This window comes from Corynebacterium ciconiae DSM 44920 (assembly GCF_030440575.1).
GTDB lineage: Bacteria > Actinomycetota > Actinomycetes > Mycobacteriales > Mycobacteriaceae > Corynebacterium > Corynebacterium ciconiae.
The window spans coordinates 585,860-605,388 of the sequence record NZ_CP047189.1 but is presented as its reverse complement, the minus strand read 5'-3'; the positions used below and the strand labels follow the sequence as shown (position 1 = coordinate 605,388).

Here is a 19,529-nt window from a genome sequence, read left to right as displayed (position 1 = left end):
GCTTAGTTCTCCTTCGCTGCGTTGAGGCTTGTGGCGTAGAACCACGGCCGCGCTGTGGGCCCAGTGGTGAAGTCGGTGACAGTGTCAGCCAAGGCAAAGACCTGGGGTTCTTCGAACAACGGCAAGGCATAGGCCTTGGCGGACACATAGTTTTGGCTTTCGCGCACATACTGCTCGCGCGCCGCCGGATCGGCCGTTCCAGAAATGGCGTCCATCAGGCGCTCGAGTTTTGGATCGCGAATCTCCCCGCTCTCGGCATCGCCATTGAGCAGCACGTTGCGCTTGTCTGAGTGCCAGAGTGACGTCACCACGTCCGGATCAGCGCGGCCAACGATGTGGTGCGCCAACTGGATGGTGTCGAGGTCCTTGGCGGCTGCAGTCTGCGCTGCGAAGTCGCCGGGGTAGAGGTTGAGCTCGATGCCGATGCGACGGAGCTGGGCCTGCATCATGGTGAAGATCTCCTTCGAGCGCGGTTGCGGCACCGCCTCGTTCATCGTCAGGCTCAAGCGCTGCCCATTCTTGTAGCGGATCGCGCTCGGACCTGACTCTGCGGGTCGGCGCCAGCCAGCCTCGTCGAGAAGCCGCTCGGCGGCATCAGGATCGTAGCCATAGTGATCGGACTGGTCCTCATAGCCGCGCGCGTTGCTCGCCAGCGTGGAGGTGGCCAGGGGGTAAGAATCCGTGAACAAAGTGCTCAGGATCTCCTCGCGGTCCACGCCTTTGATGATGGCCTCGCGCACCCGCTGGTCGGCAAGCAAGGGGTGGCCGAAGCGGATATTGATGGAGTTATTCATCCCGCCGGTGCCGGCGGCGTGAATGCGCTCCCCCAGCTCGCGGAAGCGGCGCTCATCGGGGGCCTCCACTTGGCGGATCACATCCGCCTGGCCAGCGAGCAGCGCGCCGGTGCGTACGGAATCCTCCGGGGCGGTGACGATGGTAATCATGCTCAACCGGGCGGGACCGTGATGCGGCGCGGCGGGTGGTGCCCAGTCGTAGTCTTCGCGGCGGCGCAGCTGGATCTGGGTGCCAAGGTCCTCGCTGTCGATCACAAAGGGCCCGCTGGCTACCACGTTCACCGCATTGCCTGGGCCGAAGCCCTCCGCATCGCGCTGCAGGGTGGCGGTGGAAAGCAACCCGGCGTTAAGGGTGGAGGTGGCTTGGGCGAAACCCGGCGCGGGGGCGGAGAAATAAAAGCGCACGGTGTGCTCGTCAACGACCTCGCCGCGCTCGTAGTTGTTGATTTGTTCGCTCGGCGGGAGGGTGCGTTCGGGATCGCCGAGGCCGAAGAGATCGAAGTTGGCCACCACATTGGCCGCATCGAGGGCGCTGCCATCGGAATAGGTCACCCCCTCGCGCAGGTGGAAGGTGTACTCGGTGGCGTCTTCGTTGACCTCGGGGAGTTCGGTGGCGATCCAGGGGTGCAGCTCGAGGGTATCGGGGTCCTGCCACAGCAGGCGATCGGTAATGTTTCCTACGATTCCACCGTTGGGATAAAACCCAGATGTCGGCGGGTACAGGCTGGTCCACGGCGCAGAGTCCGCATAGGTCAGCTCCTGGGCTGCGGCGCGGTCCTCGGGATCGGCCTGTAGTGGCGCGGTGCACCCGGCGAGCATGAGCATCGCGATGGCGAGCGCCCCGGTGCGGCGGCTCAGCGCGCTGACGCGGTGGGCGAGTCGAGGACGTGGAAGCAATCTCATGGACGTGGCCTTCCTATGTGAGGACGACGCGGCGCGCACCCGCCCCGCGAGGCCGGTTCAAGGCCCGCGCAGCCGCACACACCATGGAATTAGACTGGTCATTCTATTTACTAAGCACTAATCTGTCTATTATGGGTACTTCAGAATCGGTACATCCCCACCCCCGCAGCATCGCCATCATCGGGGCGGGGCCGCGGGGAATCTCCCTGCTAGAGCGGCTCTCTTCCGCTCAGCGCAGCGATGCTCATCCCACCCCGATCACAGTGCACCTCATCGACCCCCACCAGATCGGTGCGGGCCAGGTGTGGCGCACCGATCAGACCCGACTGATGTGCATGAATACCCTGGCTGATGCCGTCACCCTCTACCCTGATGCTGATGCCTCGGTGAGCATCCCGCCGCGCACGGGCCCCACCATGTATCAGTGGATCCGCTCCCAGCTGCACAACCCAGAGGTCCGCTCGAGCGAGTTCTTCGAGGAGATGCGCGCCACCACGCCCCAGTCCAATCCGAGCCGCGCACTCTATGGGCAGTATCTGCGGGCGGTCTATGCCGAGTTACTCGCAGACCTCCCGCCACACATGACCGTGCGCGAGCACCCTCTAGCGGCCACGGCGATCACCTCCGAGGGCGACCAGGATCGCATTGCTCTCGCCGATGGTTCCTCACTGCTGGCCGATGCCACGGTGCTCGCCCTTGGCTGGGACACCCCCGCCCCCACCGCTGAGGAGCAGCGCCTCGCCGAAGCGCCCGGCCACTGGATCGCCCCCGGCAACCCAATCGATCAGGACCTTTCCGGCATTCGCGCGAAGGAAACCGTGCTGGTGCGCGGGCTGGGTATGAGTTTCTTCGATTCGCTTCTCCTGTTGAGCGAAGGCCGCGGAGGCCGGTTTATCTCCGATACCTACCGCCGTTCGGGCTTGCGTTATGAACCAAGCGGCCGCGAGCCAGCAGTGGTGGTTGCCAGCGGCCGCGGCTACCCCTATCTACCCAAATCCGACTATCACTCCCTACCGCCGGCACCGCACAATCCGCGCACCCGCGCGGTAATCGCCGAGCTATCTGGGCGCCGCGGCCTCGGCTGCATCGATTTCGGCACCGAGGTACTCCCTGCGCTGCTGCGCGATGCCCACGAGGCCTACTACCTGACCGCCCGCCCGGCGCGTGTGCAAGAGATTCTCCAGCTGATCGATAGCACCGCCGATCCGCAGCTGCTGCCGCAGCTCATAGCGCCGCTGCTCGATGAGCCCTCCACCGCCTTTGATCCCTTCTCCTACTCCCGTCCGCTCGCCGGGCTCGAGCTGGACCCCGAAGCGCTCACAGCCCATATCGCCGACGGGCTCACCCACGACATCCACGAGGCGGAACGTGCCCGCGAATCCGCCTTCAAACAAGGCATGTGGGCGCTAGCAGCTTCCCGCAAGGCTGTGGGCATCCTCGGCGAGCATGGCCGCTACACGCATGCCTCCCGCACCAGCAGCCTGCGAGAATTCATGGCGCTGGGCCAGATGGCGGGATCGGGGCCGCCACTGTTTCGTACTCGGCAGTTGCTGGCGCTGATCGACGCCGGGCTCGTGGAATTTCTCGGCGCCACGCCAGACATCATCCCAACGGACTCGGGTTTTCGGATGGTCTCCCCCACCACGAACACCACCCGCGAGGCCCGTGTGCTGCTCGATGCCTTCGTGCATAACCCCGATATGGGCCGCTCGGCCTCGCCGCTGGTGCGCTCCGTGCATGATCGGGCCAGGCTGTTTCGCTTCGATGATGGCACCGTTTCCCGTTCGTGGGAGGTTGATCCGCGCACCGGCCAACTGCGTGGCCCCAGTGGCGCTCATGACCCGCGACTGCACGCAGTCGGCATCCCTTTGGGAGCGTTCATCGCCGACACCACGATTTCACCGATGCCGCGCACCGATCCAACGATGATTCAAGAAAGTGACCGCGTGGCACGCTCTCTCCTGCGCACCATTGCGGCGGGCGCGTGATGTCTACAATCACTATTCATGAGCGAACCGCGCAGCGTCTTCGATGAGATTGGCCACGACACCTTCGATCGTCTCGTCGCCGGCTTTTATGCCCGAGTGAAAGAGGACGATATTCTCGGCCCGATGTACCCAGCCGAGGATTGGGCGGGCGCCGAGTGGCGGCTGAAAATGTTTCTCATTCAGTTCTGGGGCGGGCCGAGCGAGTACTCCGCAGAGCGCGGACATCCCCGCCTCCGCATGCGCCACGCCCCCTTCACCATCGATGCCGCTGCCGCGGAGCGCTGGTTGGAACTGATGAAGGCCTCGATGGATGAGCTTCCGGCCTCAGCGCTGAGCGACGCCCACCGCGCCGCACTGTGGGAGCACATGGTGCGAGTGGCCTACATGCTGGTCAATCACACCTAAAGCAAGTCAGTGAGGCTGTTCGTCCCAGCCCGGTAGTACACCGTGCCGTAATAGGCGTCGATCCGCACCCACCTGCCAGAAAGTGACACCAGCAAACGATTACGACTCGGCTCCGAGGTATCCGTGGGGATAAAGCCACAGGCATTGAGGGCGAAGACCGCCCGCATCGGCACATCCACCGTCGAGGTATCAGTGCTGCACGAGATCACGGTGGAGTTCAGCAGGGAGGCCGGCGGCCCCATGGCAGTGGAGAACTGTTTAGCTAAACCCCGACCGGCATCCACTAGCTGCCGCACCGCCGCACCCGGGATGGACTCGACGCGCTCATAGCCCTCGGCCGGAGGAAGCGCCCCCGGCCACGATAGAGCCCCGCCAGCGCTCGGATGAGGCTCCACTACCAGCTCTGATCCCTCGGGATTCAACAAGTCTGCTGCCCGATACACCGCGCCGTGAGAGCCGAATGTTCCCTGGGCGCGGCGGGCCGCCACCACTGAGAAGGGGGTGGTAACAAAGCACTCAATACCGCCCTCGCGCACGGCGATACGGGCATGAGCCTGAGTGTCGAGGGCCAACGCGCGCCGGAGAAGCGCCACGATGCCCTGCTGTCCTTGAGAAAGCTGCACCACGTTATCCGCCGCGCTAGTTCGACCCGTTCGACAGCGCCTTTGTTTCCTCGGCGCGGGTGAGCACCGAGATTTCCCGCTCGCTGATCGGGCGCGGGCTGGAGGTGTGCAGGTCCATAGCGATCTGCACGACTTCGATAATGCAGCAGATCTTGCCGTGGCGATCCTTCAGCTTCTGCCGCGACGTGAAGGAGGTGTGGCCGATGCTGATGACTTGGGTGTCCACGGTGACTGCCGTGGTATCTGTGAGCACCGGGGCGAGATAATCGGCATCCAGGCGGCGAACGAAGACAGTGGGGATCTCGAGTCCGCGGGGCAGAAACTCGTCGATAGCGAAGCGCATTCGCGCCTCTTGGGCGAGCTCTACGTACACCGAGTTGCTCATGTGGCCGAAGCGGTCAAAATCTGTCCAGCGGACCGGGATGGCGCAGGAATGGATGGGGCCTGGGGTGGAGCTTTCCACGTGGGCGGCAGTTTCCGTCATTGTCTCTTAATAACCTTCTCACACGATATGCGTTCGCTCGCTGCGTACTCTTCGCCATTGTGCCAGCGCCAGCCAGTGCATGCACGAGCACCACAACTACTACCGCCCCCACCCCACGGCAGGATCTGCGAACATGCCCGCTCAGCGCCGCACGCTCACCCCCAGATGGCGTGAGATATCCCTATTTTTCTCTTCTTTCGCGCGATCTAGCAGAATAGAGGACATGAACATCCTTTCCATTCAATCGCATGTCACCTATGGGCACGTGGGCAACTCGGCGGCAGTGTTCCCGCTGCAGCGCATGGGCCACGAGGTGTGGGCCATCAACACCGTGGAGTTTTCTAACCACACCGGCTATGGCGCATGGCGCGGGCCGCTGATGCCGGCCTCCGATGTCACCGACATCGTCACCGGGCTCGAGGAGCGCGAGGTACTCGGCTCGGTGGATGCTGTGCTCTCCGGATACCAGGGCGGACCCGATATTGCAGATGCCATTCTCGACGCCGTCTCTCGGGTGAAGAAGCACAACCCCAACGCCATCTACGTGTGCGACCCGGTGATGGGCAACGCTAAGTCCGGCTGCTTTGTCTCCGACGCCATCCCGCCGCTGCTCCGCGACAAGGTGGTGCCCCAGGCCGATGTGATTGTGCCGAACCAGTTCGAGCTGGGCTACTTGGTCGACCGCGAGGTCTCGGATCTGGAGTCCACTCTTGCCGCGGTGGACGCTGCTTTCGAGCTTGGCCCCTCGGCTGCGCTCGTGACCTCGGTGGAGCGCCCCGATCGGGAGGAAGGCACAGTAGAGATGCTGGCCGTGGACTCCGCTGGGGCATGGTTGGTGACCACCCCGAAGCTGCCGATCAAGATCAATGGTTCGGGAGACGTGACCGCCTCGCTGTTCACCGGCCACTACACCGGTAGCCGCGATGCTGCCGCAGCCCTGGCAAAGACCACCTCGTCCATCTTCGATCTGGTGGAGGCCACCTACACTGCCGGCACCCGCGAATTGCAGCTGATCGAAACCCAGGACGCCTTTGCGCATCCGCGTCTGCAGTTCGAGGTCCGCCAAGTGCGCTAGCCCTTCACGTTAAGGCCAAATGTACAGATAACCGCCATCGACACTCCCCTGCCGGGGATGTCGGTGGCGGTTAATCCTTCTGCCCTCCCTCACACCCCGCAGAATGCAGGGCGTGCCAGGAGGTGGCGCGCGGTGTCTTTCTAGCGAGACAGCTTGCGGTGGGTCACGCGCGAGGGACGGGCGGCCTCGAGGCCGAGGCGCTCCACCTTGTTCTTCTCATAGTCCTCGAAGTTACCTTCGAACCAGAACCACTGGCCTTCGGCGATATTGCCCTCCCAGGCGAGAATGTGGGTACAGGTGCGGTCGAGGAACCAGCGATCGTGGGAAATCACCACGGCACAACCGGGGAACTTCTGCAGCGCATTCTCCAGCGAGCTCAAGGTTTCCACGTCGAGGTCGTTGGTCGGCTCGTCCAGCAGGATCAGGTTTCCGCCCTGCTTCAGGGTGAGCGCCAAGTTCAGGCGGTTACGCTCACCACCGGAGAGCACCTTGGCCGGCTTCTGCTGGTCCGGCCCCTTGAACCCGAAGGCGGAGAGGTAGGCACGCGAGGGCATTTCGTTCTGGCCTACGTGAATGTAGTCCAAACCATCGGAGACAACCTCCCACACGGTCTTCTCGCCGTCGATGTTCTCGCGGTTCTGGTCCACATAGGACAGCTGCACGGTCTGTCCCACCTTGACCTCGCCGGCATCCGGCTCCTCCAGCCCCACGATGGTCTTAAACAGTGTGGACTTACCCACACCGTTGGGGCCAATCACGCCCACGATGCCGTTTCGCGGCAGGGTGAAAGACAGATCCTTGATCAGGGTACGGCCATCGAAGCCCTTGGTGAGGTTGTGCACCTCCACCACCTGATTACCCAGGCGCGGCGGGGTGGGGATCTGGATCTCTTCAAAGTCGAGCTTCTTGTACTGCTCGGCTTCCTTGGCCATCTCCTCGTAGCGCTCCAGACGGGCCTTGTTCTTAGCCTGGCGGGCCTTGGCACCGGAGCGCACCCACGCCAGCTCGTCCTTCAAGCGCTTGCGCAGCTTGGCATCCTTCTTGCCGGCCACCTCGAGGCGCTCGGCCTTCTTCTCCAGGTAGGTGGAGTAGTTGCCCTCGTAGGGGTACAGCTTGCCGCGGTCGACCTCACAGATCCAGCCAGCCACGTGGTCAAGGAAGTAACGATCGTGGGTCACGGCCAGCACGGCACCGGGATAATCCGCCAGGTGCTTCTCCAGCCACAGCACAGACTCGGCGTCCAAGTGGTTGGTGGGCTCGTCCAGCAGCAGCAGATCCGGCTCGGAGAGCAGCAGCTTAGCGAGCGCCACGCGGCGGCGCTCACCACCGGAGAGGTGGGTGACGGGCTCATCCGAGGGCGGGCAGCGCAGCGCCTCCATGGCCTGCTCGATCTTGGAATCGACCTCCCAGGCATCAGCTGCGTCCAGTTCCTCTTGGAGCTTGCCCATTTCTTCCATGAGCTCATCGGTGTAATTGGTAGCCATCTCCTCAGCGATGGCCTCGAAGCGCTGCTTCTTTTCGAAGATGGAGCCTAAGCCCTCTTCCACGTTCTCGCGGACGGTCTTCTCCTCGTTCAGCGGCGGCTCCTGCTGGAGGATGCCGACGGTGGCACCCGAATCCAGGAAGGCTTCACCATTCGAGGGCTGGTCCAGCCCTGCCATAATCTTCAGAATCGAGGACTTACCGGCGCCGTTCGGACCAACGACACCGATTTTCGCGCCCGGATAAAAGGCCATGGTGACATTGTCCAAAATGACCTTGTCACCATGCGCCTTGCGGACGTTTTTCATGGTGTAGATAAACTCGCCCAACTTATGTAACTCCCTATAGCTTTGACGTGCACGTAAAAGATTTGCGCAGCGCCCCAGCCTGACCAGAGGGCACGACTAAAACGCTGCTCGCCGCCTTAAAGGGTACATGAGTTCCAGTGCGGGCACCTACATTGCGTCAGAGGCTAGAAGGGTACAGATTCGGCCTCCTCGCCCAGCGCAATTCCTGCGGCGCTGCCACCGGCTGCGGCACGCCCATCAGCGGCGGTATCTGCTGCGCTATCATCGGCGCTGGAGCCCACCCGCAGCAGTGAACGGGTGACGTCGCTGCCCACAAACTGGGCCTTAAACCGCACTTGACTGCGCTTCGAGCTGACCCCATTGTCTTCCACTTCCCACACATCGGTGTAGAAGTGGCCGACCAGAATCACGCTCATACTGCAGCGCAAGGCGTGCGCCGCAGGGGAGGCGAGGCGGCCCCAGCATTCGACATCCACCCACAGCTCGCTGATCTGCTCCCAGTCGCCGTGTTCATTCTGGCGGGATTTGGAAGAGCAGACGCGAAATTTAGTGAGTTCCTTGCCGCTGGGAAACAAGCGGTACTCGGGGTCGGTGCCGAGATTACCCATCAGGGTGGTTTGGATCATAGGCATAGCTGCACGGTCCTTTCTGGTGTGTGATTGTGCGTAACGTGCAAGCACCAGAGTGCTGCACTCCCCCACCCTGTGACCCAGCGCAGCGCGCAGGCCTGTGCATAGCGCTTCGTCTCACCCCCACGGGGTGGGCGCTATCCACAGGCCTGTATAGGTGGCGCAGCTAATGACGGCGGGGCTGCGAGATGTCCTTATTGTGGTAGTCGTCCTGCTTGTCCTCGCCGCGGCTGACCTGCTGGAGCCATTGGTTATAGGCTTCAAGCTGCTCATCATCGGTGGCCTCGGCCCGCTTGTCGTAGGCGCGCGATTCGCGACGATCAGCGGTGAGCCACTTGCGCAGCACCACGACGTAGACGATCACCAGCGGGAACGCGCCCGATGCCCAGGCAATGCCGCCACCCACGGTTTGATCCCAGAGCAGATCCACCTCCCATGGCAGCCCCAGAGTGCTGTAGAACTCCTCGCCCATCACCTGTTGGGTCTGCATGAGATATACCGCGAAGTACATGTGGAAAGGCAGCGAGAACGTCAGCCACGCCGTCTTCGACATGGGCGAACGCTGCACTGGCAACGGATCTGTGGCCATGATGTCCCAGTAGTACATGTAGCCGGACCACAAAAACAGCACGTTCATCGTCACGTGCCCGGCGTGTTCGGAGATGGCGACCTCATACAGGCTCGGCACCAGATACATCAGATAGAAGATGACGAGGAACTGCACGGTATTAAACACGGGATGAACCACGACGCGCAGTACGGGGTTATCGAGGGCAATTTCTGCGTACTCATACAGCCCAGGCATCTCGCTTGTCGACGGCTCGTTGGCCTTCAACGCCAACTGCAGGGGGTAGCCCAGCGCCCAGAACACGGGGATTGTCATGGACAGGATCATGTGCCCCACCATGTGCATCGAGAAGGTCGCTGGGATATTCATCCCGATCCCGGAACTCATGGTGATCACCAGGGTGGCGCACCCCAGCAGGAACCATACGCTGCGGCGGGTTTGCCAGCTTTTACCTGCGCGCCGCAGCTTGATGAGACCGTATATATAGAGCCCTGCCAGGATGAGGCCGAAGGTGGCAAAAGCGATATCGAATCGCCACATCGTCCACACATTCCAGATAGTGGGCTCCTCGTAGAGCTTGTAGCCCAACTGAATGTCCATGGTGTTGATATCGGCCACCAGCGGCGGCGGTGGCGGGGTGCGGCTCAACGAGACTGCAACGCCGGTCACCGCAGCCATCACGATCACCTCCACAAAGGCGATGCGGCGGAAGATCCGGTGATCATCTGGGGTGCGCTGCAGCTGCGGAATCGCAATGCGCCGGTGCGCAAATCCGAAGAGCGCAAGCACCACCACTCCCACCGCTTTGGCGGTGATGAGCAGGCCATAGCCGGAGGTGAACCAGTCCGAGAAGTCGATCCGCACTGCGGCGTTGAGAAGCCCGGAGAGGGTCATGCCGATGACTGCTACCAGCGCCAGCGGCGAGTAGCGTCGAACAGCAATGTCCATGTGCGTGCCCCGCCGCCGGCCGTGGGCGATCAGCGCCATGAGACCTCCCACCCACAACACCATGAACAGCAAATGCCACAGGTAAGAGTTGGTGCCGTAATCGTGGTTGCCACCACTGGCAGAGTGCCCCTCCATACCGAGCGGCACGATCATAAGTACTGACAGCAACAGCCAGACCGGCTGCATAATCCACTTCTTACTCAGCAGCGCCCCCACGCCGGTAATGAACGCCATGAACGCCACCACCAACCACGCCAAGGAGGTGGAGACTTGGCTGAGCGCGATCGACCAATTGCCTGGTTTCATCGCTTCCCACAGCGGCTCGCCGGACACATCCGACAGATACATAGGCACCATTGCTACCGCGATCATGCCGAAACACAGCGACGCCACCGCGCCGGTGCGGCTCGACAGCGAACCATCCACGCCCAGCTCGGCGACGCGCAACCGCGTGGCTAATTCCGATTCGCGGTGAAACTCATAGCCATAGCTGGAGGCCAGCGAGCGCTGCTCAGCCGCGTCGAGGCGACGGGTGTCCACATACATCTCGCTTACCTGCCGCGTGCGCGGCGGGGTAAGGAAGGAGCTGAAGTAGAACGAGCCTACGGCCAATGCCGCCAGCATCATGCCGCCGGCGCGCAAGAAAGGTAGCCCAGCGGTGGTAGCTGGACCGGGATCGGGAACGCCCAACGCCGCGAGGGAGGCGCTGAGGAATTGCCAAGAAATGAGCCCCGCAACCAGCCCTGCGGTACCAAAAAACAGCAGGTATAGCGCCCAGCTGGGGCGCGCTGGGGAGGTCGGGGCCGAGGATGCCGGCGCGGTGTCACCAGCGGAGATGCTCGTCGCTTCTGCCATGGTTTTAGGATAGCCGCCCGCCCATGGCGCGTTAACTGACCATGGCCTCACCGTCTTATCCTGGCCGCTGTGCCGGCCCTAGCTGAGCGGCTTTTGCGCGCTGATCTGGGCGGAGACTAACATACGTAGGCGTCGTGATACGCGCGGCTGAGGCTTCAGCCGTGTGGCGATATGCCTCCGTAGCTCAGTGGATTAGAGCAGTGGGTTTCTACCCCATGTGTCGCGGGTTCGAATCCTGCCGGGGGTACTTCTTTTTTGCCTGTGCCCGATGCGGGTTGCACTTCGGGCCGTAGGACGACACACCGGCAGTGATCCGGCTGGGCTGTGTGGCAGCATTCCCGCAGGCTGAGATACGTGTCACCTTCGTATCCGTAGTGTTTTAGTAAGCTCAACGGCATGCTCATTATTGATCACGACACAGTTGAAGCCCATCTGCCCACCCCCGCCGCCGCCGTGGAGTCCATCAAAGAGGCACTGATCGCCATCGCCGATGGCTCGGCCAACACCGTGCCGAAGATTCAGGTGAGCTCCGGCGAGGGCCGCAGCTATTCCAACTCGATGCCCGCCGCATGGCCGGACCGCAATCTTTTCGGCACCAAGTGGGTCACCCTCACCCCGAGCAATCCTGAGAAGGGCCTGCCCTTCGTCCAGGGCAGCGTGCTGCTCTCTGATCCGGAGGATGGCTCCACCCTCGCCATTTTGGACGCCGCCCCGCTGACCGCTTTTCGCACCGCTGCTGTCACCGGCGCCAGCCTCGCTATCGACGGCGGCGCTAAGCGGGATGTCACCTTCCTCGGCACCGGTGTGCAGGCCCGCTCTCACGCCCAGATCCTCGAAGGCTTGGGCTATGAGGAGATGACCGTGTGGGGCCGCAGCTCTGCTTCCCTAGATGCACTCATGGAGTGGGCGGCCGAGCACACTCCGAACATCACGTTGAAGCCCACCACCGACCGCGACGCCGCGCTTCGCGACGCCGGAGTGGTCATCACGGGCCTGGCCATGCGGGTGCCCGGCCAAGAGATCACCTCCGCCCATGTGCGTGATGATGTCACCTTGCTGCCACTGGACTACGGCACTGTGGTGGGCAAGGAACTGGCATCTGCCGGCACCTTGGTGGCAGATGATCCCACCCAATACGAAGCACTGCGCCCCACCAAGATTGCCCAAGATTACCCGAAGGCCACCGGCGCCACCGGTGATCTGCTCAAGGGCGAGCGCCCCGAGGGTATCGTGGTGGCCCAGAACCTTGGCTCCGGCCTCGGAGATATTGTGATCGGCAATGATGTGCTCGCCTCCTATCGCGCCGCCCAGTCCAACTAATTAGGAACATCCTCTTTCATGTCTCTTCCTCTCCCCCAAGCCCAGCAGCGGGCCGTGGTCACTGGCGCCAGCCAGGGCATCGGCCGTGCCATCGCCCGTGATCTCGCCGCGGCGGGCCACAACCTCATCCTTGTTGCGCGCCGTAAAGCTGTGCTTGAGGAGTTGGCGGCAGAGCTCGTCGACACGCATGGCGTTGAGGTAGAGGTGCGCGCCGTGGACTTGGCCCACGCAGCTGAGCGCGCCTCACTGGTGGAAGAGCTCGCCGAACGCGAGATCTCCATCATCATCAACTCCGCCGGCATCGCCAGCTTCGGGCCTTTCCGCAACCAGGACTGGGGCTATGAACAGGATCAATTCGAGCTCAATGCCCGCGCGGTGTTCGAGCTCACCCACGCGGTGCTGGCCGGCATGCTGCAGCGCGGCGAGGGTGCGATCGTGAATGTGGGCTCCGCCGCGGGCAATGTGCCCATTCCGAACAATGCCACTTATGTGTTCACCAAGGCTGGAGTCAATGCCTTCACCGAGGCACTGCATTACGAGCTGCGTGGCACTGGGGTGCACTGCACCCTTCTGGCACCGGGCCCGGTGCGAGAGGCGGTGATCGCCGAAGAGGATAAAACGATCGTGGATAAAGTGGTGCCGGACTTTTTGTGGACCACCTATGAGTCCTGCTCGGCGGAAACCCTCGAGGCCGTGGCACGTAACCGGCGCCGTGTGGTGCCGGGGCCGCTATCGAAGGCGATGAACGCCGTGTCCAAGGTGGCCCCTACCGGTATGCTCGCGCCACTGATCGGTTCCTTCTATGCTCGAATGGGTTAGGTATTCCATTCTCCCTCGACCCTAGAAAGCTCCGTGTGCGCCATGTCTGAGCAGCAGCTACCCGATAAATACGATCGTCTCGTGTGGATCGATCTGGAAATGACCGGCCTGGATCCACAGCGGCACGTGATTGTGGAGATCGCCGCCGTCGTCACCGACGCCCAGCTGAACATCCTCGGCGAGGGGGTGGACATTGTGGTGCACGCTTCCGAGGAGGAGCTGGCACACATGGATGACTTTGTGTCCACCATGCACTCTTCCAGCGGACTCACTGAGGAGATCAAGGCCTCCACCACGAGCCTCGCCGAGGCAGAGAAAGCGGTGCTGGAGCTGATCGCTGAGCACTGCGATTCCGAGCACCCCGCTCCTTTGGCGGGCAATTCCATCGCCACCGATCGCTCCTTCATTCGCGCCCACATGCCGGAGCTCGACAAGGCGCTGCACTACCGGATGGTGGATGTTTCCTCCATCAAGGAGTTGGCCCGGCGCTGGCAGCCGCGGGTGTATTACCACCAGCCGGACAAGGGGCTTGCCCACCGCGCACTCGCGGATATCGTGGAATCTATCCGCGAGTTGGATTACTACCGCCGCGCCGTTTTTGTGGCCGATCCCGGACCCAGTTCGGAGGAATGCGGTGCCGCCGCGGCCGAGGCCGTGGAGCGCTATCGGGAACATCTCGAGAACTAAAAACAACCTAGCGCCCGCCACCGTCAGACATCGGTGGCGGGCGCTAGGTATAGGCCTGGGTGTGTTCTAGACGAGCAGCAAGAACAGCACTTGGGCTGCGATGATCTTGCCGATCATACCCACCGGATACACCGTGGCATAACCGCGGGCAGCAAGGTCAGTGCCGGTTTGAGAGTTGAGGTAGGCGATGATCGCCGGGTTGGTTGAGATACCGCCGGCCATGCCCATGGTTTCATCCCACTTGGCCCCCAGCACCCACGAGCCAAGTATCGCCATGGCGATTGCGGCAACGAGGGTGAGCACCAAACCGAAGGCCACATACAGCAGAGACTGGACGTCGGAAAGCGCTGCAGCAAAACCCGCGCCAGCGGTCGTGCCCACACCGGCTAGGAACAGGGCCAGACCGATATTGGTGAAAATCTTGTTGGCCTGGAAAGGCACGATCCACTGCAAACGACCGGTGCGTCCCCGCCATCCCAGAATCAGGCCCATGAGGATCGGGCCGCCGCCGAAGCCGAGAGACAGGGTTAGGCCACCGGGCATGGGGATCGGGATCATGCCCACTAAAATGCCGGCCAAGAGACCGAGGAAGAAGGGGAAGAAGTCGAAATTGCCGAGCGCATTTTCGCTGTCGCCGAAGAATTCCTTGGCCTCGGCCATCTTGTGGGTGGGGGTGACTACGCGCACCTTGTCCGAGTACTCGAGTCGGGTATCGGGGGCGGGGATGAAATCGGAGTCACCGCGGCGCACCCGGGCGATGAGGAAACGCTTCTCCGCCAAGCCCAACTCGCCGATGGTGCGGCCGACAATCTGCGGGTTGGACACGCTGAAGCGGCGGTAGTCGAGGGCATCGTCATCGATAGGGAAATCCACCTCGCGGCCCAGAATGTGCGTTGCCCGTGTCAGCTCATTGCGGGTGCCGTGGATGAGCAGCACATCGCCGGTGCGAACCTCCGTCTCCCCGGTGATCAGCGTTTGGTGCTCGGGATCATCGCGATCGATGAGGCGGGTGGCCACCACCTCCGCGCCAGAGGGACGCAATACCTCCGCAGCGGTGCCCGGCTCTACTGGGCCAAGCTCGAGTCCTGTGAGGTGGAGATCCTCGGTAATCACCCCGGCCTCTTTGGCGTCGGTGATGTGATCGACCTTGCGCAGCTTCGCGCCCACCGCCGCCACGAGAATCAGCCCCAGCACGCCGCCCGGATACGCCAAGGAGTAGCCAATAACAGGCAGAGCCAGTTCATCGGGATCGCTGATACCCGAGGCCTTCATGGTTTCCACGATGGCCGCCATACCTGGTGTAGAGGTCACCGCACCGGTCATGCTGCCAGCACCCTGGGCGGCATCAAGCCCAAGGAGTTTCACCCCGATATAGGCCAGAATTGTCACCCCGGCCAAGACGAGGGCTGCAAGCGCTCCCAGCTTCCAGCCGCGGGAGCGGAACTCGGCGAAGAACTGTGCACCGAAGCTCAGCCCAATGGCATAGACAAACAGCGCCAAACCGAAGGTGTAGAGCAGCGGCGGGAGCTGAATATCCGGCTCGATAGCGGAGAAGGCAATAGACACAAACAGCACGGCGGCGGAGCCGAGCGAGATGCCTGCCACGTTGACTTTGCCCAGCAGATAACCGAGGGCGAGGATCGCAATCAGCGCAATCAGCGGATTGGCGGCGAGGTAATCGAACACGAGGGGTCCTTGAGGGGGAGAGCGTGGGCCCAGACTGCGGGCCCAGATAGAAGGTAAGGAGGGAATGAACTAAGGCGGGCGAGGTGTCGCGCACGCGCGCGCATGCGCGTAGGCCGAAGGGGCAGAGGATGCCCACACACTCTCAACACCGCTTACCGTATCACTGAGTCATCCTACGTCAAGTGTCTGCGCGGACTACCCGCCATCTATAGACTACTAAAAGCCCACACCAGCTGCAGTTTTTGTTTTTCTTATGCAATGCGCTACCATAACTCTCGCTGCTGAAAACGGTAGCGATGGTGGTTGTAGTTCAGCTGGTAGAGCACCAGGTTGTGATCCTGGGTGTCGCGGGTTCGAGTCCCGTCAGCCACCCCGAGTGAAATCTCCCGAGCACCCTTCAAGGGCCTTGCTCGGGAGATTTTTTCATACCCCACCCACCTAGCTTGGGGGAGCCTAAGTCACGGGACTGTCTTTTTCACTATCCTCGCTCCCATTGAGTGATCGCGCTCACTGGGCCACGAGCGGCCGAGGTTGCGCCACCGCTATGCGCCGTGGCTGGGCCTGTACCTAGTTCGCGCTAAGCGAGCCGCGATTACTCAGAGGAATAGTTCTAGAAAATACGCACAGCCGTGTGAAGGAGTATCACCGTGGCACCCACTTATCGTGTCGAGAACCCCGTCACTGGCGAGGTTGTTGAAACTTTCGACTTTGCCACCGACGCCCAGATCGAAAGCGCCCTGGCCGCCGCCACCGCCGCGTTCCAAGCGTGGAGCACCCGCCCCATCGAGGAGCGCGCCGAGATCGTCAGCCGGGCCGCAAAGCTCTTCGAGGAACGCAAACAAGAGCTGGCCCGCATTGCCGCGGAAGAAATGGGCAAGCCTATCTCCGAAGGCATCGAAGAGGTGGAGTTCTCTGCCGAGATCATCCAGTACTACTGCGATCACGGCGCCGAATTTACCAAGGATGTCGCCCTGCCCACCCCGTCGAAAGATCAGGCCGTGGTCCGGCGCCTGCCTTTGGGCACCCTGCTGGGCATCATGCCGTGGAACTTCCCCTACTACCAGATTGCCCGTTTCATCGGCCCCAACTTGGTGCTGGGCAACACCATCCTGCTGAAGGATGCCGAGATCTGCCCCCGCTCGGCACTGGCTGTGCAGAAGATCATGGATGAAGCCGGCGTGCCCGAGGGTGTCTACACCAACATTTTCGCCACCCACGACCAGGTGGCGTCGATTATCGCAGATCCACGCATCCAGGGTGTTTCGCTCACCGGTTCCGAGCGCGCCGGTTCTGCCGTGGGTGCCCTTGCCGGTACTCATCTGAAGAAGGCCGTGCTGGAGCTGGGCGGCTCGGACCCCTATGTGCTGCTGGATACCGATGATGTCGCCGCAGCCGCCCGCCAGGCGTGGGAGACCCGCATGTATAACACCGGCCAGGCCTGCAACTCCAATAAGCGCATGATCGTTATGGACGATATCTACGATGAGTTCGTTGAGGAGCTCGTGGCGCTTGCCGACGCTGCCCGCCCCTCCACCCCGGACGAGGAGGGTGAGGGCACCTACAGCCCGCTTTCCTCGCGTGGAGCGGCAGAAAACCTGCATGATCAGCTGCAGCGCGCCGTGAAGGAAGGCGCTCAGCTGCGCGCCGGTGGCGAGCTCTCCGAGACGGGCGCGTACGTCTCCCCTGCCGTTCTCACCGGTATTCCCGTGGGTTCGGACATCTACTACGAGGAGCTGTTCGGCCCGGTGGCTAGCGTGTTTAAGGTCTCCAGCGATGAGGAGGCCCTGGATCTGGCGAATAACACCCAGTACGGACTGGGTGGCGCTGTGTTCTCCGAGGACCGCGAACGCGCGGTGGCGGTGGCGCAGCGCCTCGAGTGCGGCATGGCCAATGTGAATACCCCAGCCGGCGAGGGCGCCGAGCTACCCTTCGGTGGCGTGAAGCGCTCCGGCTTCGGCCGCGAGTTGGGGCCGCTGGGTATGGACGAGTTTGTGAATAAGCAGATGTACTACATCAGCGCCGACTAGGGCGTGTCTGACAATCGTTTGGGCCACGCGAGCACCGCTTTCAGGATCACCGACTCCCGCATAGCGCCGGCCCGCACCCCTGACGAGGATGATCTACGTCACGGAGGCGGGCCGGCGATTGTGTCTCGTCCTAGCGGCGCGCTTCAGCGGGTATCTGAGAGTATTGCTTGCTCAATTCGGCATAGTTGACGCGCTCACCGCGGGAGCGACGCTGCCACGCATCCATCACCGCTCGGTCAGTCGGCGCGCCCGCCAGCGAAACCCCCACGAATACCACTAAGGACAACACGAGTCCGACATAGATGGGCTCATTGGCAAAGATCCCATCGAAGCGCTGTTCCGCTGTGATTTCTAGATACCCCATGGTCAGCATCGTGCCCACAGAGCCGGCCACCATCGCCGAAGTGGCACCCATTCCAGTGCCGCGCTTCCACATCAAACCGCCCACGATGGGCACCAGTAGTCCGCCGACGAGAATGTCGTAGGCGATAGTCAGCGCCGCCACCACATCGGGCACGACGAGCGCGATCACCATGACCACTGCCCCGAGCCCCAGCACCCAGCGGCGGTTGAACTCCACGTCTTGCTCAGCCACCTCGGTGTGGGCGGCAGCTTCGTCGGCGATGTGGGCGATGTCGATAGGGCTGAGGTGATTGGGACGCTTGCCTGCTGCGATCGATCGCAGCAGCGGCATGACATCCGATTGCATGACGGTGGCCGCGGCGATCAGCCCGCCCGAGGCGGTGGACATCATGGCGGCCACCCCGGCTGTGAGCGCCAGTCCGCCGAGCCCCACGGGCAACATGTCGAGGGCGACACGGGCGTAGACGTCGTCCCGCACCTCGATTCCAGGCAGCACCACGGCGGCGCCCATGCCAATGATCGCGCCCACTATTCCGAAGAGAATGCAATACACCCCAGCAGAAAGCCCACCGATTTGGGCGATACGTGGGGTGCGCGCAGTGAACACACGCTGCCAGATGTCTTGGCCGATGAGAAGGCCAAGAGTGTAGACAACAAAATAGGTGATGATGGATTGCAAGCCCATGCCGCCGATATCGAAGAATTCGGCGTCGAGGCGCTGGCTCAGCCCCTCCCATCCCCCAGCGTGATGCAGCGAGATCGGCAGCATCAGCCCAAAGGTGCCGATAGTCATGAGAATAAACTGGGCCATATCGGCGAGCGTGATGGACCACATGCCGCCCACGGTGGCGTAGATGAGCACCACGGAGCCGCCCACGAGCACCGCCAGCCAGCGATCCCACCCGAAGAGCACGGCGAACACCGCAGCGTAGGCCCCCGTGGAGGTGGCTGCGATCATGAGCGTGTAGGCGAGCATCACCACCGAGGAGGCTTGGGTGATCTCCGAGCCATAGCGCAGCGTCAGCATCTGGGAGACGGTGAAGATGCGCAGGCGTTGAATGATAGGCGCGAACATGGTGCACAGCAGCCCCACGCCGATACCAATAGAAATCACCAGCCACATGCCGGAGATTCCGTATTGATAGCCCAAGCCCACTCCGCCCACGGCGGCGGCGCCGCCGAGAACCACCGCGGCCATCGTTCCGGTGTAGAGAATGCCGCCGAGGTTGCGGCCCGCCACCAGATAATCCGAGGAGGTAGCAATGCGTCGCTTACCCCACACCCCGAATCCGATCATGATGAGGAGATAGGCGATAAGCACCGCGACGTTGATCCAGTCCATTGCTACTTTCCTTGCGGGAGCGTGTATGTACACGGCCGCCTGCAGCCCACCCCGGTAGTGACTGGGGTCGCGTGAGCGCAAAAAATGTACTGCACCTCACATTTAAGGTAGGTACACTCTCGTCATAGCGGCCTCTAAGGCAGCATAGCGTGAGCATGAGGGCGCCCACGTGTAGGGATAGATCGGTCGTGTGCCCTGCATATCCACCCCGCCCCTCCGCCGG

At 62.4% G+C, this 19,529-nt stretch carries 15 protein-coding genes and 2 tRNA genes; 9 read left to right on the top strand and 8 right to left on the bottom strand.

Annotated elements, in window-relative coordinates; genetic code table 11:
• Window positions 1-2 precede the first annotated feature (2 nt).
• Complete coding sequence (locus CCICO_RS02620) at window positions 3-1,697, bottom strand: TIGR04028 family ABC transporter substrate-binding protein (protein ID WP_018018912.1); 1,695 nt, start codon at window positions 1,695-1,697, stop codon at window positions 3-5.
• A gap of 131 nt (window positions 1,698-1,828) precedes the next feature.
• Between CCICO_RS02620 and CCICO_RS02615 the strand changes: the two genes are divergently transcribed.
• Both CCICO_RS02615 and CCICO_RS02610 read left to right on the top strand, forming a co-directional pair.
• The gene (locus CCICO_RS02615; RefSeq protein ID WP_018018911.1) at window positions 1,829-3,685 is read left to right on the top strand and encodes an FAD/NAD(P)-binding protein; all 1,857 of its coding nucleotides are present in this window, start codon (window positions 1,829-1,831) and stop codon (window positions 3,683-3,685) included.
• An 18-nt stretch (window positions 3,686-3,703) separates the two neighbouring features.
• The gene (locus CCICO_RS02610) at window positions 3,704-4,090 is read left to right on the top strand and encodes a globin (RefSeq protein ID WP_018018910.1); all 387 of its coding nucleotides are present in this window, start codon (window positions 3,704-3,706) and stop codon (window positions 4,088-4,090) included.
• On the opposite strand, the gene CCICO_RS02605 is transcribed toward CCICO_RS02610, so the two are convergent.
• Complete coding sequence (locus tag CCICO_RS02605; protein WP_018018909.1) at window positions 4,087-4,716, bottom strand: DUF8185 domain-containing protein; 630 nt, start codon at window positions 4,714-4,716, stop codon at window positions 4,087-4,089. The two genes, CCICO_RS02610 and CCICO_RS02605, sit on opposite strands and share 4 nt — an antisense overlap.
• Before the next feature lie 13 nt (window positions 4,717-4,729).
• On the bottom strand, window positions 4,730-5,197 hold the full coding sequence (locus tag CCICO_RS02600; RefSeq protein ID WP_018018908.1) for an acyl-CoA thioesterase: 468 nt from the start codon (window positions 5,195-5,197) through the stop codon (window positions 4,730-4,732).
• Window positions 5,198-5,420: 223 nt separating this feature from the next.
• Between CCICO_RS02600 and pdxY the strand changes: the two genes are divergently transcribed.
• Entirely contained in the window at window positions 5,421-6,272 is an 852-nt protein-coding gene (gene pdxY / locus CCICO_RS02595) for a pyridoxal kinase PdxY (protein ID WP_018018907.1), read from the top strand.
• A 140-nt stretch (window positions 6,273-6,412) separates the two neighbouring features.
• Here the strand turns inward: pdxY and ettA are convergent, their stop codons facing one another.
• The 3 genes from ettA to CCICO_RS02580 all read right to left on the bottom strand — a co-directional run bounded on the left by ettA (window position 6,413) and on the right by CCICO_RS02580 (window position 11,062).
• Window positions 6,413-8,083, bottom strand: a complete 1,671-nt coding sequence (gene ettA, locus CCICO_RS02590) for an energy-dependent translational throttle protein EttA (protein ID WP_018018906.1) — start codon at window positions 8,081-8,083, stop codon at window positions 6,413-6,415.
• Window positions 8,084-8,226: 143 nt separating this feature from the next.
• Window positions 8,227-8,694 carry a single-stranded DNA-binding protein gene (locus CCICO_RS02585; RefSeq protein ID WP_083878241.1) on the bottom strand — a complete coding sequence of 156 codons (468 nt, stop codon included), beginning with the start codon at window positions 8,692-8,694 and terminating at the stop codon, window positions 8,227-8,229.
• Between the two features lie 163 nt (window positions 8,695-8,857).
• Entirely contained in the window at window positions 8,858-11,062 is a 2,205-nt protein-coding gene (locus tag CCICO_RS02580; RefSeq protein WP_018018904.1) for a bifunctional copper resistance protein CopD/cytochrome c oxidase assembly protein, read from the bottom strand.
• 173 nt (window positions 11,063-11,235) lie between these two features.
• Between CCICO_RS02580 and CCICO_RS02575 the strand changes: the two genes are divergently transcribed.
• From CCICO_RS02575 to orn, 4 genes are all read left to right on the top strand, one after another.
• Window positions 11,236-11,309: transfer RNA gene (locus CCICO_RS02575), tRNA-Arg, on the top strand.
• 149 nt (window positions 11,310-11,458) lie between these two features.
• On the top strand, window positions 11,459-12,382 hold the full coding sequence (locus CCICO_RS02570) for a hypothetical protein (RefSeq protein ID WP_018018903.1): 924 nt from the start codon (window positions 11,459-11,461) through the stop codon (window positions 12,380-12,382).
• A gap of 18 nt (window positions 12,383-12,400) precedes the next feature.
• Window positions 12,401-13,201, top strand: a complete 801-nt coding sequence (gene cmrA, locus CCICO_RS02565) for a mycolate reductase (RefSeq protein ID WP_018018902.1) — start codon at window positions 12,401-12,403, stop codon at window positions 13,199-13,201.
• A gap of 42 nt (window positions 13,202-13,243) precedes the next feature.
• Window positions 13,244-13,888 (top strand): oligoribonuclease, encoded by a 645-nt coding sequence (gene orn, locus CCICO_RS02560; protein ID WP_018018901.1) that lies wholly within the window; start codon window positions 13,244-13,246, stop codon window positions 13,886-13,888.
• Between the two features lie 66 nt (window positions 13,889-13,954).
• Here the strand turns inward: orn and CCICO_RS02555 are convergent, their stop codons facing one another.
• Entirely contained in the window at window positions 13,955-15,574 is a 1,620-nt protein-coding gene (locus CCICO_RS02555; protein ID WP_018018900.1) for an aspartate:alanine exchanger family transporter, read from the bottom strand.
• A 299-nt stretch (window positions 15,575-15,873) separates the two neighbouring features.
• Here CCICO_RS02555 and CCICO_RS02550 point away from each other — a divergent pair.
• Window positions 15,874-15,946 (top strand) — tRNA-His (locus tag CCICO_RS02550).
• Window positions 15,947-16,221: 275 nt separating this feature from the next.
• Window positions 16,222-17,601, top strand: coding sequence for an NAD-dependent succinate-semialdehyde dehydrogenase (locus CCICO_RS02545; protein ID WP_018018899.1), 1,380 nt, complete (start codon window positions 16,222-16,224; stop codon window positions 17,599-17,601).
• A gap of 130 nt (window positions 17,602-17,731) precedes the next feature.
• On the opposite strand, the gene CCICO_RS02540 is transcribed toward CCICO_RS02545, so the two are convergent.
• Window positions 17,732-19,306, bottom strand: a complete 1,575-nt coding sequence (locus tag CCICO_RS02540) for a sodium:solute symporter family protein (protein WP_018018898.1) — start codon at window positions 19,304-19,306, stop codon at window positions 17,732-17,734.
• Between the last annotated feature and the right edge of the window lie 223 nt (window positions 19,307-19,529).